At 75.1% G+C, this 17,865-nt stretch carries 13 protein-coding genes and 1 pseudogene; 4 read left to right on the top strand and 10 right to left on the bottom strand.

Annotation, left to right across the window (positions count from 1 at the left end; translation table 11 throughout):
• Positions 1–114: 114 nt before the first annotated feature.
• Positions 115–1,224 (bottom strand): NADH:flavin oxidoreductase/NADH oxidase, encoded by a 1,110-nt coding sequence (locus tag ACIPYQ_RS34405; RefSeq protein ID WP_401258023.1) that lies wholly within the window; start codon positions 1,222–1,224, stop codon positions 115–117.
• Positions 1,225–1,302: 78 nt separating this feature from the next.
• Positions 1,303–2,715 (bottom strand): wax ester/triacylglycerol synthase family O-acyltransferase, encoded by a 1,413-nt coding sequence (locus ACIPYQ_RS34400; RefSeq protein ID WP_401258021.1) that lies wholly within the window; start codon positions 2,713–2,715, stop codon positions 1,303–1,305.
• Between the two features lie 232 nt (positions 2,716–2,947).
• Here ACIPYQ_RS34400 and ACIPYQ_RS34395 point away from each other — a divergent pair, with 232 nt between their 5' ends.
• On the top strand, positions 2,948–4,039 hold the full coding sequence (locus ACIPYQ_RS34395) for a WD40/YVTN/BNR-like repeat-containing protein (protein ID WP_401258019.1): 1,092 nt from the start codon (positions 2,948–2,950) through the stop codon (positions 4,037–4,039).
• A gap of 39 nt (positions 4,040–4,078) precedes the next feature.
• Positions 4,079–5,080 (top strand): MerR family transcriptional regulator, encoded by a 1,002-nt coding sequence (locus tag ACIPYQ_RS34390; protein WP_401258017.1) that lies wholly within the window; start codon positions 4,079–4,081, stop codon positions 5,078–5,080.
• On the opposite strand, the pseudogene ACIPYQ_RS34385 reads toward ACIPYQ_RS34390, so the two are convergent.
• The 4 genes and pseudogenes from ACIPYQ_RS34385 to ACIPYQ_RS34370 form a co-directional block, all read right to left on the bottom strand.
• Positions 5,078–5,668, bottom strand: a pseudogene (locus ACIPYQ_RS34385) (sigma-70 family RNA polymerase sigma factor); the annotation flags it as partial. The gene ACIPYQ_RS34390 and the pseudogene ACIPYQ_RS34385 sit on opposite strands and share 3 nt — an antisense overlap.
• 133 nt (positions 5,669–5,801) lie before the next feature.
• Positions 5,802–7,172, bottom strand: coding sequence for a cryptochrome/photolyase family protein (locus ACIPYQ_RS34380; RefSeq protein ID WP_401258016.1), 1,371 nt, complete (start codon positions 7,170–7,172; stop codon positions 5,802–5,804).
• A gap of 77 nt (positions 7,173–7,249) precedes the next feature.
• A complete protein-coding gene (locus tag ACIPYQ_RS34375; RefSeq protein WP_401258014.1) occupies positions 7,250–8,851 on the bottom strand; it encodes an SDR family oxidoreductase in 1,602 nt (533 codons plus the stop codon).
• 128 nt (positions 8,852–8,979) lie between these two features.
• Positions 8,980–9,657, bottom strand: a complete 678-nt coding sequence (locus ACIPYQ_RS34370) for a uracil-DNA glycosylase (protein WP_401258012.1) — start codon at positions 9,655–9,657, stop codon at positions 8,980–8,982.
• Between the two features lie 153 nt (positions 9,658–9,810).
• Here ACIPYQ_RS34370 and ACIPYQ_RS34365 point away from each other — a divergent pair, with 153 nt between their 5' ends.
• Complete coding sequence (locus tag ACIPYQ_RS34365; protein WP_401258011.1) at positions 9,811–10,725, top strand: sirohydrochlorin chelatase; 915 nt, start codon at positions 9,811–9,813, stop codon at positions 10,723–10,725.
• A gap of 110 nt (positions 10,726–10,835) precedes the next feature.
• Here ACIPYQ_RS34365 and ACIPYQ_RS34360 read toward each other — a convergent pair whose 3' ends face one another.
• The 3 genes from ACIPYQ_RS34360 to ACIPYQ_RS34350 all read right to left on the bottom strand — a co-directional run bounded on the left by ACIPYQ_RS34360 (position 10,836) and on the right by ACIPYQ_RS34350 (position 13,919).
• Entirely contained in the window at positions 10,836–11,882 is a 1,047-nt protein-coding gene (locus tag ACIPYQ_RS34360) for a lactonase family protein (protein WP_401258132.1), read from the bottom strand.
• A gap of 73 nt (positions 11,883–11,955) precedes the next feature.
• A complete protein-coding gene (locus tag ACIPYQ_RS34355) occupies positions 11,956–13,092 on the bottom strand; it encodes a nitric oxide synthase oxygenase (RefSeq protein WP_361755553.1) in 1,137 nt (378 codons plus the stop codon).
• A gap of 245 nt (positions 13,093–13,337) precedes the next feature.
• Positions 13,338–13,919: a GNAT family N-acetyltransferase gene (locus ACIPYQ_RS34350; protein WP_401258009.1), complete on the bottom strand. Its 582-nt coding sequence runs from the start codon at positions 13,917–13,919 to the stop codon at positions 13,338–13,340.
• Positions 13,920–14,009: 90 nt separating this feature from the next.
• Between ACIPYQ_RS34350 and ACIPYQ_RS34345 the strand changes: the two genes are divergently transcribed.
• The gene (locus ACIPYQ_RS34345; protein WP_401258008.1) at positions 14,010–16,358 is read left to right on the top strand and encodes a HelD family protein; all 2,349 of its coding nucleotides are present in this window, start codon (positions 14,010–14,012) and stop codon (positions 16,356–16,358) included.
• On the opposite strand, the gene ACIPYQ_RS34340 is transcribed toward ACIPYQ_RS34345, so the two are convergent.
• Positions 16,348–17,850, bottom strand: coding sequence for an FUSC family protein (locus ACIPYQ_RS34340; RefSeq protein WP_401258131.1), 1,503 nt, complete (start codon positions 17,848–17,850; stop codon positions 16,348–16,350). The two genes, ACIPYQ_RS34345 and ACIPYQ_RS34340, sit on opposite strands and share 11 nt — an antisense overlap.
• Positions 17,851–17,865 lie beyond the last annotated feature (15 nt).

Below are 17,865 nucleotides of genomic sequence, written 5' to 3'. Positions count from 1 at the left end.
GCCCCCCCCGGCCCCGCCCCCGCCCCCCGCGCGCGGCCCCCCGGGCCCCCCCCGCGCCGGGGGGGGGGGGGGGCGGGCGGGGGGGGGGGCGGGCCCCCCCCCCCCCCACCGCCGTCACCAGGAGCGGTGGTACGGCTCGGGCGTACGGATCTCCGCGCCCAGCTCGGCGGCCGCGCGGCGGGCCCAGTAGGGGTCGCGCAGCAGCTCCCGGGCCAGCAGGACCGCGTCGGCCTCCCCGTTGGCGAGGATCTTCTCGGCCTGCTCCGGTTCGGTGATCAGGCCGACGGCGGCCACGGGGAGGGTGGTCTCCTCCTTGACCCGGGCGGCGAAGGGCACCTGGTAGCCCGGGCCGACGGGGATCGACACCCCGGGGGCGAGCCCGCCGGTGGAGACGTCGAGGAGGTCCACGCCGTGCTCCTGGAGCAGCCGGGCCAGCCGCACCGTCTCGTCGGCGGTCCAGCCGTCCTCCTCCAGCCAGTCGGTGGCGGAGATCCTGAAGAGCAGCGGGAGCTCCTCGGGCCACACCGCCCGTACGGCGTCCACGACTTCGAGGGAGAAGCGGGTCCGGTTCTCGAAGGAACCGCCGTAGGCGTCGGTGCGCTTGTTGCTGTGCGGGGAGAGGAACTCCCCGATGAGGTAGCCGTGTGCGCCGTGGATCTCGACGACCTCATAGCCCGCCGCGAGCGCGCGCTCGGTGGCGGCCGCGAACTGGGCGGTGATCCCGGCGATCTCATCGACCGTCAGCTCGTGCGGCACGTGGCTGCCCTCGCCGAACGGGACGGTGCTCGGGGCGACGGGCTGCCAGCCGTGCGCCTCGGGTCCGACCGGGCCGCCGCCCTTCCAGGTGCGGTCGGTGGAGGCCTTGCGGCCGGCGTGCGCGATCTGGATGCCGGGGACGGTCCCCTGGGCCTTGAGGAAGGAGGTGATCCGGCGCAGCGCCTCGACCTGGGTGTCGTTCCAGATGCCGAGGTCGTAGGGGGTGATCCGGCCTTCCGGGGAGACGGCGGTGGCCTCCTGGATGATCAGGCCGGTGCCGCCGACGGCGCGGGCGGCGTAGTGCGCGAAGTGCCAGTCGTGGGCCACGCCCGCGTTCGGGCCGAACGCCTCGGCGCTGTACTGGCACATCGCCGCCATCCACACGCGGTTCGGGACCGTGACCGAGCGGAGGGTGTAGGGGGTGAACAGGGCGGCGAAGGCGGCGGGGGCCGCGGGGGCAGCACTCATCAGGGCTCCAGATGTCACCGGGCGCGCCGGGGATCGGCGGCTAAGTTCGAGACTCACCGTACTACGAAATTCCTCGTACTACGAGACCTCTCGTACAAGCGCGTCGAGCTCCGCGCGCAGCGCGCCCGCCAGGGCGTCCAGGTCCGGGACGGCCGCCGCGTCGGCGACCAGGCCGTAGTGGACGGTTCCCTTGTACGTGGACACCGCGACGGCCAGCGACTGGCCGCGGGCCAGCGGGGCGAGCGGGTAGACCTCGCGGACCCGGCTGCCGCCGAGGGTGAAGGTCAGTCCGGGCAGCGGGACGCTGGTCACCAGGATGTCGAAGAGCAGCCGGGCGGCCTGGGCGACGAGGGGGCCGCCGAGCCGGTGGCCCAGCGGATGGACGTGGTCGGCGAGCAGGGCGACGGCCCCGGCTCCGCGGGCGGGCCCGGCGTCCTTGTTGCGGTCCATCGCCGCCCGGATCCGGTCCAGGCGCAGCAGCGGGTCGCGTTCGGCCAGCGGCAGCCGCAGCAGGTAGCCGGAGAGCCGGTTCCCGCCGCCGGACCCGGCCCTGCCCCGGCGGGACACGGGAATCAGCGCGCGGGGGCCCGGACCGGTCGGCGCGGGATCGCCCCGCTCCTCCAGCCAGCGCCGCAGCGCCCCGGCGACCACGCAGATGAGCACGTCGTTGACGGTGCCGCCGGCGGCCTTGCGGACCAGGTTGACCTCGTCCAGGTCGAGGGCGAGCCCCGCGACGGCCCGGGTCCCCTTGCCGGCCGGGTCCGCGGTGAGGGCCGCCGGTACGCCGAGCGGCAGCCCGGAGCGGGCCACGGCGGCGCCGATCTCCAGGGCCTGGCCGACGTCCGCGACCCGGGCGGCCAGGGTCCCGGGGAGGCGGCGCAGGGCCGAGCCGGCCCGCTGCTCGGGGACCGGGCGTGGAGAGGTCCGCAGGGCCGGGCCCTCGTCGAAGAGCGCGGCCGCCAGGGCCAGCGCGCCCAGGCCGTCGGCGAGGGCGTGGTGGAACTTGAAGAGCACCGCGAAGGACTCGGGGTCCGGCCCGGCCAGCACGTGGGCCTCCCAGGGCGGCAGCTCCCGGTCCAGCGGCCGGGCCATCAGCGGGCCGGCGGCGGTCTGCGGGTCCGCCTCGTCGGTACGGACGAGGAAGACGTGCCGTGCCGGGTCGAAACCGGGATCCGGCGACCAGGCGGCCGCGCCGACCGGCAGCAGCACGTCACGGATCCGGCGCCGCAGGCCCGGCACGGCGGCGCAGCGGGCGGCGAGCAGTGCGGCGGCGCGCTCGGCTGCCCCGGAGACGGCCCCGGACGCGGTCCCGGGCCCGGCGTCGGGTCCGGCGTCGGGTCCGGCGTCGGGTCCGGCGTCGGGTCCGGCGTCGGGTGCGGCGTCGGGTCCGGCGGTGCGGAAGACGGCGAGGGCGCCGAGGTGCATGGGGTGGGCGGCGGATTCGATCCGCCAGAAGGCGAGGTCGAGCGGTGACAGGTGCTCGGTGGCCACAAAGGTCCTCTCGCGTACGACGGCAGAAATGCAGTGGCCTGAAGTCAACCCATTCCGAATATCTACGTGCAAGTAGCAACGGTTTCCGGAGAGTAAATGATCGGTATCGATCAGCTCATCAACGGCCCGGTGCCGTCCGCCGGGCCGCTGTCAGAGGGCGGGTGCAGACTGGCCGGAAAGACGCTTCACAAGGAACGCCCCGCAAGGACGACGAGGTCCGGAGGTACCGGCCATGCCCGATGTACTGCTGCTCGTGGGAACCCGGAAGGGACTCTTCATCGGCCGTCGCCGAGGGGAGGGACCGTGGGAGTTCGACGGGCCGCACTTCAACGCCCAGGCCGTCTACGCGGTCGCCGTGGACCGCCGGGGTCCGGCCCCCCGGCTGCTGGTCGGCGGGGACAGCACGCACTGGGGGCCTTCCGTCTTCAGCTCCGACGACCTGGGGGCCACCTGGCACGAGCCGGCCTCGGCGGCCGTGAAGTTCCCCCAGGACACGGGCGCCTCCCTGGAGCGGGTCTGGCAGCTGCAGCCGGCCGGGCCCGAGGCCCCGGACGTGGTGTACGCGGGGACGGAGCCGGCCGCGCTGTTCCGCTCCACGGACCGCGGGGAGTCCTTCGAGCTGGTCCGCCCCCTGTGGGAGCACCCGAGCCGCGACAAGTGGGTCCCGGGCGGCGGCGGGGAGGGGCTGCACACGGTGATCACCGATCCCGGGGACCGGGACGCGGTGACCGTGGCCGTCTCCACCGCCGGGGTGTTCCGGACCAAGGACGGCGGGGCCAGCTGGGAACCGTCCAACGACGGGGTCTCGGCGGTGTTCCTGCCGGATCCCCACCCCGAGTTCGGCCAGTGCGTGCACAAGATCGCCCAGGACGCCGGGGACACGGACCGGCTGTACCTACAGAACCACTGGGGCGTCTACCGCAGCGACGACGCCGGGGCCCGGTGGACCGACATCGGCGGCGGGCTCCCCTCCGACTTCGGCTTCGCGGTGGCCGCCCATCCGCACCGGCCGGACACCGCCTACGTCTTCCCGCTCAACGCCGACTCCGACCGCGTCCCCGCCGAGCACCGGTGCCGGGTCTTCCGCACCCGGGACGCGGGCGCCAGCTGGGAGCCGCTCACGAAGGGGCTGCCCTCCGGGGACCACTACGGCACGGTCCTGCGGGACGCGCTGTGCACGGACGACGCGGACCCCGCGGGCATCTACTTCGGCAACCGCAACGGCGAGCTGTACGCCAGCCACGACGACGGCGAGAGCTGGCAGCTGCTGGCCGAGCACCTGCCGGACGTGCTGTGCGTGCGGGCGGCGACCATCGGCGGGTAACGGTGAACCCGCATCGTTCGTGCGTCGTACGGTGAGGGCATGTCCGAGACTACGCACGGCATCACCACGGGGGCCGTGGCGCGCCACCTGGGCGTGTCCCCCACCACCCTGCGGTCCTGGGACCAGCGGTACGGCATCGGTCCCGCCGCGCACGAGGGCGGGCGGCACCGCCGCTGGACCCCCGCGGACATCGCCGTGCTGGAGGAGATGTGCCGGCTCACCGCCTCCGGAGTGCCGCCCGCCGAGGCCGCGCGGGCAGCACGGGGCGGGCGCTCCGGCGCGCTCGCGGACCGGGGAGCCGAAACGCGACCCGGACTGCTGACCGGACCGCCCCGGCCGCCGGGACCGGCCGGCGGGCCCTCGCGCCCGGGCGGCGAGCGGGACGTTCGCCACGGGCGGGACGTGCTCCGGGAGAGCCGGGGGCTGGCCCGCGCCGCCGTACGCCTCGACGGCCCGGCCCTGGACGCGCTGCTCGGCGACCTCATGGCGGGCCACGGGCTGGTCACCGTCTGGGAGCAGGTGATGGTCCCGACCCTGCACGCGGTCGGGCGCAAGTGGCAGTCCTCCAGCGACCGTTACGTCGAGGTGGAGCACCTGCTGTCCTGGCACGTCTCCACCGCCCTCAGGCGCGTGGCGCCCGCCGCGGAACGCCGGACCGCCACTCCCCCGGTGCTGCTGGCCTGCGTCCCGGCCGAGCAGCACACCCTGCCCCTGGAGGCGCTGGCCGCGGGACTCGGCGAACGCGGCCTGCCGGCCCGGATGTTCGGCGCGGCCGTCCCCGCCGAGGCGCTGGACGCCGCCGTGCGACGCACGGGACCGGCCGCCGTCGTGCTCTGGTCCCAGGCCCGCTCCACCGCCGATCACGCGCTCGCCCGGTACCTCGCCGCGAGCACCTTCGGGGTCAAGGGGGCGCGGACGCACCCCGTGATGCTGCTCGCCGGCCCGGGCTGGGCGGGCCGCGCCCCCGGACCCGGCACCCTGCGCCCCGGGGGCCTGCGGGAGGCCCTCGACCTCATCTCCCGGCTCTACGACGCCTCCTAGGGCCCGGCGCAGCCGCTGGAGCCCGCGCCTGGAATGGCTCTTGACCGTGCCCAGCGGCAGACCGGTGCGGCCGGCGATCTGGACCTGGGTCAGGTCGGCGTAGAAGGCGAGGGCCAGCACCTCTCGCTGGACACGCGGAAGGCGCGCGAGCTCCCGGGTGACGCGCAGGCGGTCGAGGACGCGCTCGCACCCGTCGGGCGCCGCGGCGGCGGCCGGGGGCAGGGCCGCCCCGGCCGCGACGGCCAGGTCGAGCCGGCGCGTCCGGGCCGTGAGCGCGTCGGCGACCTTCCGGCGGGTGATGCCGACCAGCCAGGCGGGGACCGGCCCGCGTGCCGGGTCGTACCCGGCACGGCCGGACCACGCCGCGAGGAAGACCTGCTGGGTGACGTCCTCGGCCTCCCCGGCGTCGCCCAGCGTACGGGCGGCCAGGTGGTGCACGAGGCGGCCCCAGCGCCGGTGGGCCAAGGCGAAGCAGTCCGCGTCGCCCCGCCCGATCCCGCGGCCGATCTCCTCGTCCGAGAGCGCGTCCTGGAACGCGCCCGGGGCCCCGGCCGGGAGCACGTCGGCCGTGCCGGGTGCTGCGCTCATGACGACTCCGCCTCCTCGCCGCTGCCGGGAGCTCGGCCGCTCCCGCCCCCTCAGGCTCCGGCGCGGCGACGAGGCGCTTCAACTCGCATCGTTCGTGCGTCGTCCTGCGCCCCGCCGCGGCCCGTGGGCAGGCTCAGGCCCGGCCCCGGGCGTGACGGAAACGGGCCAGGCCGTCGGCGAGGGCCACGATCGGGTCGGGGTAGGCACAGGCGTCCCGTTCCGGGCCCGTGAGCTTCCACGGCTCGTGGATCGTCCCGGCGGGCAGGCCGGCGAGCTCGGGGACCCAGCGGCGGACGTAGGCCCCGTGGGGGTCGTACCTCCGGCCCTGGAGGACGGGATTGAGGACCCGGTTGGGCCGTGTGTCGGTCCCCGTCCCGGCCACCCACTGCCAGTTGAGCTGGTTGTTCGCGACGTCTCCGTCCACGAGGAGGTCGAGGAAGTGGCGGGCGCCCTCGCGCCAGTCGACGTACAGCGTCTTCGTGAGGAAGGAGGCGGCGATCAGGCGTCCCCGGTTGTGCATCCAGCCCTCGTGGGCGAGTTGCCGCATGGCGGCGTCCACGACCGGGTAGCCGGTGCGCCCCTCCCGCCAGGCACGGAGGTCCGCCTCCGCCTCGGCGCCGCGCCGCCAGTGGTCCTGCCGGGGCCGGTAGTCGGTGACGGCCGTCTCCGGCCGGGCGGCGAGCACCTGGTGGTGGAAGTCCCGCCAGCACAGCTGCCGTACGAAGGCGGTCGCGCCCGCGCCGCCGCGGGCCCGCGCCCGGTGGACGGCCTCGGTGGCCGACACGGCGCCGAAGTGGAGGTACGCGGACAGGTGGGAGGTGGCATCGCCCGCGAGGTCGTCGTGGCGCTCCTCGTAGGTGTCGGCGAGCCGGGACAGCCAGGCACCGAGCCGGCGGCGGCCCTCCTTCTCCCCGCCCGTGGGGAGGCCCTCCGACACGTCCGCCACGGAGGTCCGCCCGGGCAGGGCCTCGGAGCGCATCCCGCGGACCACCCGGACGGCCCGGGGGGCGGCGAGGGGCGTGCGCGGCTGCTCGGCGGCCCACCGCTTGAAGTACGGGGTGAAGACGGCGAAGTGGTCGGATCCCTGCGGGGTGACGGCGCCGGGCGGCACGGCGGTGGTCACCCCGTCGTGCACGTAGAGGCGGCGGCCGTCGGATTCCAGGGCGTGCCGCAGCCGTGCCTCGCGGTCGCGGGCGAAGCGGGAGCAGCCGGCCGCCATGTGCACCTCGTCCGCGTCGGCCTGCCGCGCCACGGCGTGGACCTCGGCGACGGGGTCCCCGGTGCGCACGACGAGCCGCCCGCCGCGGTCGCGCAGGCCCGCGTCGAGGTCGGCCAGGCAGTCGGCGAGGAAGGCCAGCCGGTTGGGCGCGGCGAACCCCGCCCGGTCGACGGCGGGATCCCGGACGAACAGCGGCACGACGTCGTGCGCCGCCGCCAGGGCGGCGCGCAGCGGCGGGTGGTCGTGCAGGCGGAGGTCGGAGGTGAAAAGGACGACGGAGTTCATGGCGCCACTCCCGGCGTTCGGCCACCCGGCGGGCGCGCGCGGCGACGGCGGGTGGGCTGCGTGCGGACTTGCCGCCCTCACTTCCGCCCGCCGCCGCCTCCCGGATGCACCAGCGGCCCCGCCGTGCTTCCGGCCGCCTCCCCGGCGGGTTCCTCCGCCGTCAGCTCCGCCGTTCGCGCGATGTTCCGCGCCATGCCGCCGAAGACGACGGCGTGGAACGGCGCCACGCTCCACCAGTACAGCTGCCCCGCCAGGCCGCGCGGGTGGAAGAGGGCCCGCTGGCGGTAGAGCGTGCCGCCCGCGGCATCGCGTTCGACGCGCATTTCCAGCCAGGCGAGCCCGGGGAGCCGCATCTCCGCGCGCAGCCGCAGGAGGCGTCCCCGCTCGATCTCCTCGACCCGCCAGAAGTCGAGCGTGTCACCGACCCGGAGCCGTTCGGCGTCGCGCCGGCCCCGGCGCAGCCCCACCCCGCCGACGAGCCGGTCGAGCTGGCCGCGCACCGCCCAGGCCAGCGGGAAGGAGTACCAGCCGTTCGTGCCGCCCACCCCCTCGATGACCCGCCACAGCTGCTGCGGGCTCGCCGGGACGGCCTGTTCGCGCTCGTCGGTGTAGAGGCTGCCGCCCGCCCAGTCGGGGTCGGTGGGCAGCGGGTCGCTCGGGGCGCCGGGCAGCGAGGCGTTGGACCAGCGGGTCGTGACGCGCGCCTCCTTGACCCGTTCCAGGGCGAGCGCGAGGGCGCGGTCGAAGGGGACGGGCGTGCCCGGCCCGTCGGGCACGTACTGCCGGATGTCGTGTTCCGCGCAGACGACCTCGTACTTCAGGGATTCGGCGAGCGGGCGCGCGAGGGCGGCCGGCACGGGCGTGACCAGGCCGATCCAGTGGCTGGACAGGCGCGGGGTCAGCATGGGGACGGGCAGGATGAGCCGCCGGGGCAGTCCGGCGACGGCCGCGTAGCGGAGCATCATGTCCCGGTAGGTGAGGAGGTCGGGACCGCCGATGTCGAAGACCCGGCTGACGTCTCGCGGCATCCGCGCGCTGCCGACGAGGTAGCGCAGCACGTCCCGTACGGCGATGGGCTGGACACGGGTGCCCACCCAGCTCGGCGTCACCATCACGGGGAGCCGTTCGGTGAGGTAGCGGAGCATCTCGAACGAGGCCGATCCGGAGCCGATGACGACGGCTGCGCGCAGTACGGTCGTGGGCACCCCGGAGCCGAGCAGGATCCGGCCCACCTCGGCCCGGGAGCGCAGGTGCGGGGAGAGCTCCTCTTCGGGCACGTCGCGCGGGGTGAGGCCGCCGAGGTAGACGATGCGGCCGACCCCTGCGGCGCGGGCCTCGGCGGCGAAGGTGGTGGCCGCGCGCCGGTCGGTCTCCTCGAACGCGCGCCCGGCCTCCAGGGAGTGCACGAGGTAGTAGGCCACGTCCACGTCCCGCAGGGCGGGACGCAGGCTCGCCGCGTCGGTGACGTCGCCGCGGACCACCTCGGCCCGGCCCGCCCACGGGTGGTCCCGGAGGTGGGCGGGGGTGCGGGCCAGGCAGCGCACGCGGTGGCCGGCGTCGAGCAGCTCGGGGACGAGCCGGCCGCCGATGTAGCCGCCCGCGCCGGTGACCAGGCAGCGCAGTCCGGTGGCCGGGTTCGGGGTCGCGGGCGGGGTCGGGTTCCGGGGGTGCGTGCTCACTGGCTGTGCTCCGTTCGTTCCGTCCCGGGAGGGCGGCCGGCGGGCGCCGGACGCTCCCGTTCGCCCATCCTTCCCCGGTCACCGCCGGAACGGATGCGGACACGGCCGAACACGGCCGGACACTGCTCCTAGGGCAGTCGCCAGTCGACCGGCTGCGTCTCCTGGCGCGCCAGCAGGTCGTTCGCCCGGCTGAAGGGGCGCGAGCCGAAGAAGCCGCGGTCCGCGGACATCGGCGAGGGGTGCGCCGATTCGATCGCCGGCAGGTCCCCGAGCAGCGGCCGCAGGTTGCGCGCGTCGCGGCCCCACAGGATCGACACCAACGGCCTGCCCCGCGCGACGAGTGCCCGGATCGCCTGCTCGGTCACCTCTTCCCAGCCCTTGCCGCGGTGCGCGGCCGGCTTGCCGGGGGCCGTCGTCAGGGCCCGGTTGAGCAGCAGCACCCCCTGCCGGGTCCACGGGGTGAGGTCCCCGTTGGACGGCCTCGGCAGTCCGAGGTCGGAGTTCATCTCGCGGAAGATGTTCTCCAGGCTGCCCGGCAGCCTGCGCACCTCCGGCGCGACGGCGAAGCTCAGGCCGATGGCCATCCCCGGTGTGGGGTAAGGGTCCTGTCCGACGATCAGGACGCGGACGTCGTCGAACGGCTGCTGGAAGGCGCGCAGTACGTTCGCGCCGGCCGGCAGGTACGTCCGGCCCGCGGCGATCTCGCCGCGCAGGAAGTCCCCCATGGCGGCGATCTGTCCGGACACAGGTTCCAGAGCCTTCGCCCAGCCTGCTTCAACGAGTTCATTCAAAGGTCGTGGTGCCACGCTGTGTCACTCTACTGGTCCAACCGGGTGGCCGGGCGCCTACCGTCGGTGAGTTGACGGTATCTGCTCTTCATCGGATAAATGCGGACAGATGCCACCGGAGAAGGCCCTGCCCGAACACCTTGTTCCGATAAGCCAGTAGCATGCGGCGCCATGAGCTCCCCCACTGGGCCCGCAAATGGCCTGCCCGTACGAATGCCGCGACCCCGCCAGACCGGACGGCACCGCCGGCCCGAGCCCGCGGCGGCGCCCGAGGGCGCGCCCGCGCTGGTGCTCGCCGTGCCCGGTGCCCCCTCGGCCGCCTCGCGGGGGCTCGCGGAAGAGATCATCAGCATCGGCCGCTCCGAGCTGCCGGGCCTCGACGCCCGCATCGGCTTCCTCGACGGTGACGACGCCTCCGAGTTCCCGTCCCTGTCCGGCGTGCTGACCGCCGTCGCGACCGAGCGTGCCGCGCGCGCGGAGTTCGCCCGCGCCGCCGGCCACGAGGTGCCCGCGCCGACCGGCCCGGACGCCGTGGTCGTGCCCCTGCTGGCCGGTCCGGACGGAGACCTGCTCCGCCGGGTCCGCCAGGCGCTGATGGACTCCTCCGCCGCCGCCGAGCTGGCCGACGTACTCGGCCCGCACCCGCTGCTCGCCGAGGGCCTGCACGTGCGGCTGTCCGAGGCGGGCCTGGCCCGCGCCGACCGCGCCCGGCTCTTCACCGTGACCACCGCCGCCGACGGCATCGTCCTGGCCACCACCGGTGGCGAGGAGGCCGTGCAGGCCGCCGGGATCACGGGCATGCTGCTCGCCGCCCGGCTCGCCGTGCCCGTCAAGGCGGCCGCGCTGGACCAGGAGGGCTCGGTGGCCGCCGTCGCCGAGCAGCTGCGCAACGAGGGCTCCGTGCAGCTCGCGCTCGCCCCGTACCTGATCGGCCCGGAGGCGGCCGAGGGGCTGCTGGACACCGCCTGCAAGGAGGCCGACTGCGCCACCGCCGAGGTGCTCGGGGCCTACCCGGCGCTCGGCAAGCTGGCCGTCGCCCAGTACTCCGCGGCCCTCGGGATCAGCCAGGGCGCCGCTGCCCACTGACCCGCCCGTCCGTGACGGAGAAGGCCCCCGTCGACCCTGGTTCCCAGGGCTCGCCGGGGGCCTTCTCCATGGCCGCGTACGGACGGCCCGCACGGAGGCCCGTACGCGGGTCAGCCGAGGACCACGCAGGTGGCCGCGGGCACGGCCACCGAGCCGGCCCGGCGCGGCCGCCCGGTCAGCGGGTCCACGTCGAACCAGGTGACGTCGCCCGAGCGCTCGTTGGCCGCGTAGAGCCGACGCCCCGAGGCGTCGGCGGCGAGATCGCGCGGCCACTCGCCGCCGGAGTCCACGGCGCCGGTGAGCCGCGGCTCCTCGGGGCCGTCGGCGAGGGAGAGGGCGGCGATGGAGTCGGCGCCGCGGACCGCCACCCAGACGAACCGCCCGTCGGGCGAGGCCACGATCGCCGAGGGGTAGGCCCGTACGGCCCCTGAGGGGCCCGTGGAGGCGACCGGAACCTCGCGGACCGGTTCCAGTTGCCCGGACGCCCCGTTCCAGCGGCAGACGGTCAGCTGTGGCTCCAGCTCGTGCAGGACGTAGACGACGGCGCCCTCCGGATGGAAGGCCAGGTGGCGGGGCCCGGCCCCGGCGCGCAACTCCGTCTCGGAGTGCACCCGCAGGGCGCCGGTGGCCGGGTCCGGTGCGCAGACCCGCACCGAGTCGGTGCCGAGGTCCACGCTGAGCACCCAGCGGCCGGTCGGGTCGGGCAGCACCTGATGGGCGTGCGGGCGCTCCTGGCGGTCGGGGTCGGGTCCGCGGCCCTCGTGCGGGAGGACGTGGGCGGGCCCGGCCGGACTGCCGTCGGCGGCGAGCGGGAGGCTACTGACGCTGCCGGAGGTGTAGTTGGCGGTGAGCAGCCGGCCCGCGCTCACGCTGAGGTGGGTCGGGCCGGAGCCGCCGACCCTGACGGCCTCGCCGAGCGGGGTGAGGCCGTCGGCGGTCGGCCGGAAGGCGCTCACCGCGCCCCCCTCGGTCTCGTTCACTGCGTAGAGCACGCCGGTGTCCCGGGCGAGGGTGAGGTACGAGGGGTCCTCCGCGGCGGCGACCGAGAGCGTGGTCAGCGCCCCGGTCACCGGATCCACGGCCGCGGTGGTGACACCGCGGCCGCCCCCCGAAGTGAACGAGCCGATGTAGGCCCGGTGTTCGCCGCCATGGTCCATGCTGTCAGCGCCGCCCACGCGAGGCCCCTCTCACCGCTCTCGGATCCGTTCGGAGCCGACGGTAACAGAAGGTCTAGACCAAATCCCGTCCCTGGGCACGTTCCTGCGCGCCGGAGTGGTGGACGTACGCCGTACTGCTCGGGCTGTCCTCGTAGGTGCGGTGGAAGACCGGGGTGGCCGAGCCTGAGATCGGCGGCACGATCCAGGACCAGTCCGCGCCCACCTCGCGCCCCTTGCGCTCCTCCCGCTCCATGTGGGACAGGAACCGCCGGGACTCGGAGTGGTGGTCGGCGATGGCGACGCCGGCGCGGTCGAAGGAGTGCAGGACCGCCCGGTTGAGCTCGACGAGCGCGCGGTCCTTCCAGAGGGAACGGTCGCTGGAGGTGTCCAGGCCGAGGCGGCGGGCGACGGCGGGCAGGAGGTTGTACCGGTCGGTGTCGGCGAGGTTGCGGGCGCCGATCTCGGTGCCCATGTACCAGCCGTTGAAGGGCGCGGCCGGGTAGTGGATGCCGCCGATCTCCAGACACATGTTGGAGATGGCGGGCACGGCGTGCCAGCGCAGCCCCCAGTCCGCCCAGCCGTCGCCGTCGGGGTGGTCGATCGGCACCTCCAGGACGGCATCCGCCGGGGTGTCGAACCAGCGGGGCTTGTCGTCGACGCCCTGGACCACCAGCGGAAGGAGGTCGAAGGGGCTGCCGGAGCCGCCGGCCCAGCCGAGCCGGAGCAGGGCCTCGGTGAGGGGGGCGTTGCGGGCGTCGCCGACGGTTATGGACGGGTGGTCGCCGTACCCGGCGTACCTGATGAGCTGCTCGCTCCAGATCAGCGGGCCGGGTCGGCCCGGGGCGTCCGGGGCGAAGACGGTGATCGTGGGTCTGATCCTGCCGCCGTTGGTCGCCTCGCGCAGGTGGTCGAAGCACTCGGCGGCGATGTCGTCGGCGTCGGTGAGCCCGCGACGGTCGCGGACCCGCAGCGAGTTCCAGTAGAGCCTGCCTATGCAGCGGTTGCTGTTGCGCCAGGCCACGCGCGCCCCGTGGGCCAGCTCCTCGGGGGTGTGCACGTAGGTGCCGGTCCCGGCCAGTTCGGCCCTGACGGCGGCGAGCCGGGCGCGCGGATCGCCCGCGCCCATGGTCTCCCGGTGGAAGAGTCGGATGAACTCCTCGGCCGCTTCCCACACCTGAGCGGTGGTGGAGCGCTGTTGAAGAATTTCCATTCCGGGCGGTTACCCCCTGTCCGACCAGATCCACCCTGTACGTGCCGGATGAATGTGCAATAAACAATTACCCGTTGTACATGCCGCAGGTCAGCGGTGTGCGGCAGGAGCGACCGGAACACTCCTCTGAGTGATCTTCGACGATCGGCCTGCAGGCAGGGGGAGTTGGGGCGTACGATCCGGCGCAGGCGCGCGAGTCGACCGCGCGCGCCGGGCCGCGCACGCGAGCGGGCGGGCCGGGCGGGTCAGCCGCAGGGGCGGCTCATGTAGAGCGCCTGCTCGCCGGCGGCGGGCGTACCGCCGTACAGCGCGGTGTCGAGGCCACAGAACCCGAACCCCATGCGCCGGTAGGCGTGCACGGCCGGGGCGTTGACCGAACTGACCTCCAACCACAGGTGCTCCGCGCCGCGTTCGCGGGCATACTCCGCCGCACACTCCATGAGCGCGCGGCCGATGCCGCGGCCCCTGCGGCCGGGCGCGACCTCGATGTCCTCGATCGTGAGGCGCCGGTTCCACGCGGCGTAGCCGACGGCCGCGAAGCCGCACACCTCGCCGCCGTCCAGGGCCACGTAGGTGCGCGCGTCGGCATCCCGGCCCTCGGCGCCGCCGAACCCCTGCTCGTCGTGCTCCTCCGGCGGGAACACCTTGTGCACGGGCGGGTCCACCGGGACCTCGCGGAGCCGGAAGCCGAAGCCGTCCTCGGCGGCGGCCACCTCGAAGACCGTGGCGGTGGTGAAGGAGCTGTCCAGGGCCTCGATGGCACCCGCGTCCTCGGGACGGGCGAGGCGGTAGACGATTCCGTCGGCGGAGCCGTGTGCGGTGGTCATGGGATCCACCGTACGCAAAAAATCCCCCGGCCGAATTCGCTGCCGAGGGATGCGAGAGAGTATATTTATTGGTTCGTGACTTCGCGGAAAATGAAGCCACAAGAAACCTTACGAGGACACTGTATCGCGGTGGGAGTGCAATTGTCAACCGAGGAATTCCGTAAAGAGCAGCAATTCGTCACCGATCTCTATCGGCGCCTCGACGACCTGCGCGACCAGGCCGAACAAGCGGTCGAAGGGGCATTGCGCGACGTCGGCAGCGGGTTCCAGGCGCGCCTGGAGCGCGATGTCATCGTCGCCGAGCAGTCCGGTCTGCTTTCCGCGCTGAATGCGGGCGAGAACGGCCTCTGTTTCGGCCGTCTGGAGTTCTCCGACGGCCGTGACCACCACATCGGCCGGATCGGAATCCGCGCGGACGACGCGGAACGCACCCCGCTGGTCCTGGACTGGCGCGCGGAGGTGGCCCGGCCCTTCTACCTCGCCACCGGCCACACCCCCATGGGGCTGCGCCGACGGCGGCACATCAGCAGCCGCGGGCGCGAGGTCACCGCCCTGCACGACGAGATCCTCGACCTGACCGACGCGGAGCGCACCGGCCACGAGGGCGCCGACGCGGACGCCGTGCTGCTCGCCGCGCTCGACGCCGCCCGGACCGGCCGCATGCACGACATCGTGCGCACCATCCAGGCCGAGCAGGACCGGATCATCCGCTCCCCGCACCGCGGGGTGCTGGTCGTGGAGGGCGGTCCCGGCACCGGGAAGACCGCGGTCGCGCTGCACCGCGCCGCGTACCTCCTGTACGCCCACCGGGAACTCCTCGCCAAGCGCGGGGTGCTGATCGTCGGGCCGGGACCGGCCTTCCTCGGCTACATCGGCGAGGTGCTTCCGGCCCTGGGCGAGACGGGCGTACTGCTCGCCACCCCCGGCGAGCTCTTCCCGGGCGTGCACGCCACCGGCGCCGACCGCCCCGGGGCCGCCGCGGTGAAGGGCCGGGCCGCGATGGCGGAGGTCCTCGCGCGGGTCGTGGCGGACCGGCAGTGCCTGCCGGAGACCGTGCCGGCGGGCACCGGGGAGGAGTACGACACGGTCCCCGAGCCCGCGCTGGAGATCGACCACGACGACTACGGGACCCTGCTGCTGGACCGCACGATGGCGTACGAGGCGCGGGACCGGGCCCGGGCCACGGGGCTGCCGCACAACCAGGCGCGCCCCGCCTTCGCCTTCCGGATCATCGACGCGCTCACCGCGCAGCTCGCCGACCGGCTGGGCGCCGATCCGTACGGCGGGCCGAACCTGCTCGGCTCGGACGACGTGGCCCAGCTCGGCAAGGAGATCGCGATGAGCCCGGCCGTGCACGCGGCGATCGACTCGCTGTGGCCCTCGCTCACCCCCGAGCGGCTGGTCGCCGACTTCCTGGCGGACCCCACGCACCTGTCCGCGCACGAGGCGGGGCTGATCCGGCGCGCGCCCTCGGCGCGCCCGGAGTGGACGCCGGCCGACGTGCCGCTCCTGGACGAGGCGGCCGAGCTGCTCGGGGAGGACGACAGCGCCCGGCGCGCCGCGGAGGAGCGGGAGCGGCAGAAGCGCATCGCGTACGCGCAGGGGGTGCTGGACCTGTCCGAGGGCTCGCAGTCGTACGAGTTCGAGGACGAGGAGAACGAGTACCTCGCGGCCCACGACATCATCGACGCCGAGCGGATGGCCGAGCGCCAGGAGGAGGCCGACCACCGCAGCGCCGCCGAGCGGGCCGCCGCCGACCGCACCTGGGCCTTCGGGCACGTGATCGTGGACGAGGCGCAGGAGCTGTCGGAGATGGCGTGGCGGCTGCTGATGCGGCGCTGCCCCACCCGGTCGATGACGCTGGTCGGAGATCCCGCGCAGACCGCCGACGAGGCGGGCTGCGGCTCCTGGGAGCGGATCCTCTCCCCGTACGTGGGCGAGCGCTGGGAGCTGGTCCGGCTCGGGGTCAACTACCGCACGCCGGCCGAGATCATGGAGGTGGCGGCGGCCGTGCTGCGGGAGCGCGATCCCGGCTTCGAACCGCCGCGTTCGGTACGGGCGACCGGGGTGCGGCCGTGGGTGCGCGAGGCCGGGGACCCGGCGCGGGCGGTGGCGGAGGCCGTGGAGCGGGAACGGCCCGCGGAGGGGCGGCTCGCGGTGATCGCGCCGCGGCTGCGGCACGCGGCGCTGGCCGCCGCCTTGCCGGGGGTGCGGGAGGGCGCGGAGCCGGATCTGACCCGGGAGGTGGTCCTGCTGGATCCGCGCCAGGCCAAGGGGCTGGAGTTCGACACGGTGATCGTGGTGGAGCCGGCCGACTTCGAGCCGAGCGACCTGTACGTGGCGCTGACCCGGGCCACCCAGGCCCTCGGGGTGGTGCACTCCGCCGGCCGGCTGCCGGCCGGCCTGGCGGAGTCCGCGGAGGGGCTGGTCAGGCGCTGACGACGAACGGCGCCCGCGGGTCGGTGCCCAGCGGGGCGGCGAGCTCGACCAGCGCCCGCTCCAGGCCCTGGAGGTGGGCCAGCGCGGGCTCGGAGCCGGCGGTGTGCGCCGTGGTGTCGCGCGCCGTGTCGGGCCGGCCCGCGCCCCGCTCCTCGGCGGTCAGCGCCTCCACCGCCGCCTCGACGCGCCAGCAGGCCGCGGCGAGGCGGGCGTCGTGGCTCGCGTCCGGGTCGGCGGCCACGGCCACCAGCCCGCGCACCTCGCGGGCGCAGTCGTCCAGCAGCGCGATGACCTGGCCGGCGCGGGCCTTGCGCGCACGGAACGGGCTGAGCGGGTGGACCAGCGGCGCGAGCGCCATCCGGACCCGGGCCAGCAGGGTCTCCAGCTCGGCGGCGTGGGGCGCCGGATCGGCCGTCTCGGAGCCGGCGAGGCGGGCGGCGGCCTGGGCCGTGGCGGCGTGCACGCAGTGCAGGGCGCGCTGGATCCAGGCGTCGTTCGTGGCGTGGGTGGTGACCGGCAGGACGAGGACCACGGCCAGCGCGGCGCACACCGCGCCGACGGCCGTCTCCTCCAGGCGCAGCACGAGCAGGCCGGGGTCCAGCACGCCGAGCAGGCCGTAGAGCAGCCCCGCCATGAGCGTGACGGCCAGGATCATCCAGCTGTAGGAGACCGCGGCCGTGTAGAAGATCGCGAAGACGCAGCCGGCGACCAGGAGGGCGGTGGGCGCCGGCGCGCCGTTCAGCGGGATGGCGATCAGCACGCCCGCGGCCACGCCGATGACGGTGCCGAGGACCCGGCGGAAGCCCCGGACCAGCGTCTCGCCGCGCGAGGCGGTGTTGACGAAGATCCACCAGGCGGTGCCGACGGCCCAGTACCAGCGGTCCTCGGAGAGCACCTGGCCGATGGCGAGGGCGACGGCGCAGGCGGCGGTGGCCTGGAAGGCCTGGCGGGTGGTGGGCCGGGCCAGGCCCCGTCCGGGCAGCGGCGCGGGGGCGGCGGGCGGCGGGGTGCGCCGCTCGATGGGCCAGAGCAGGAACCGTACGGCGCCGGAGACGAGCAGGGCCAGGCCCACGGCCGCGAACAGCTCCGGGAGCTGGGCGGGGACGGCGTGCAGGAACTGCGTGATGAAGAAGTTCATGAACGCGAAGATCCCGAGCGCGTGTCCGCGCGGGCCCCAGCGTCGGGCGTAGACCCCGCAGAAGACGACGAGGACGAAGGCCGCGTCGCGGGCGGGGGTCAGCCCGTGCAGGGCGGTGGCGAGGGCGAGGACCGGGAATCCGGCGGCCGGCAGCAGCGCGGTGGTGACGGCCTGGCGGCGCACGGTCGCGTCGGTGACGGTGAAGAGGGCGAGGAGCGCCGCCAGTCCCCCGGTGATGGAGGCGCTCAGGGAGAGACCGCACAGCTCGGCGAGGGCGACGGCACCGGCGACGCCGATCACCGCGCGGGCCGCGTTCCTGAGTCTCAGACGCCCCGGATCCGGAGCCACGAACATCCTCTTCACGGCGGT

This window comes from Streptomyces sp. NPDC090045 (assembly GCF_044747975.1).
Classification (GTDB): domain Bacteria; phylum Actinomycetota; class Actinomycetes; order Streptomycetales; family Streptomycetaceae; genus Streptomyces.
Note: the sequence above shows the minus strand (reverse complement) of the source record. Positions and strands in the feature narration are given on the sequence as shown.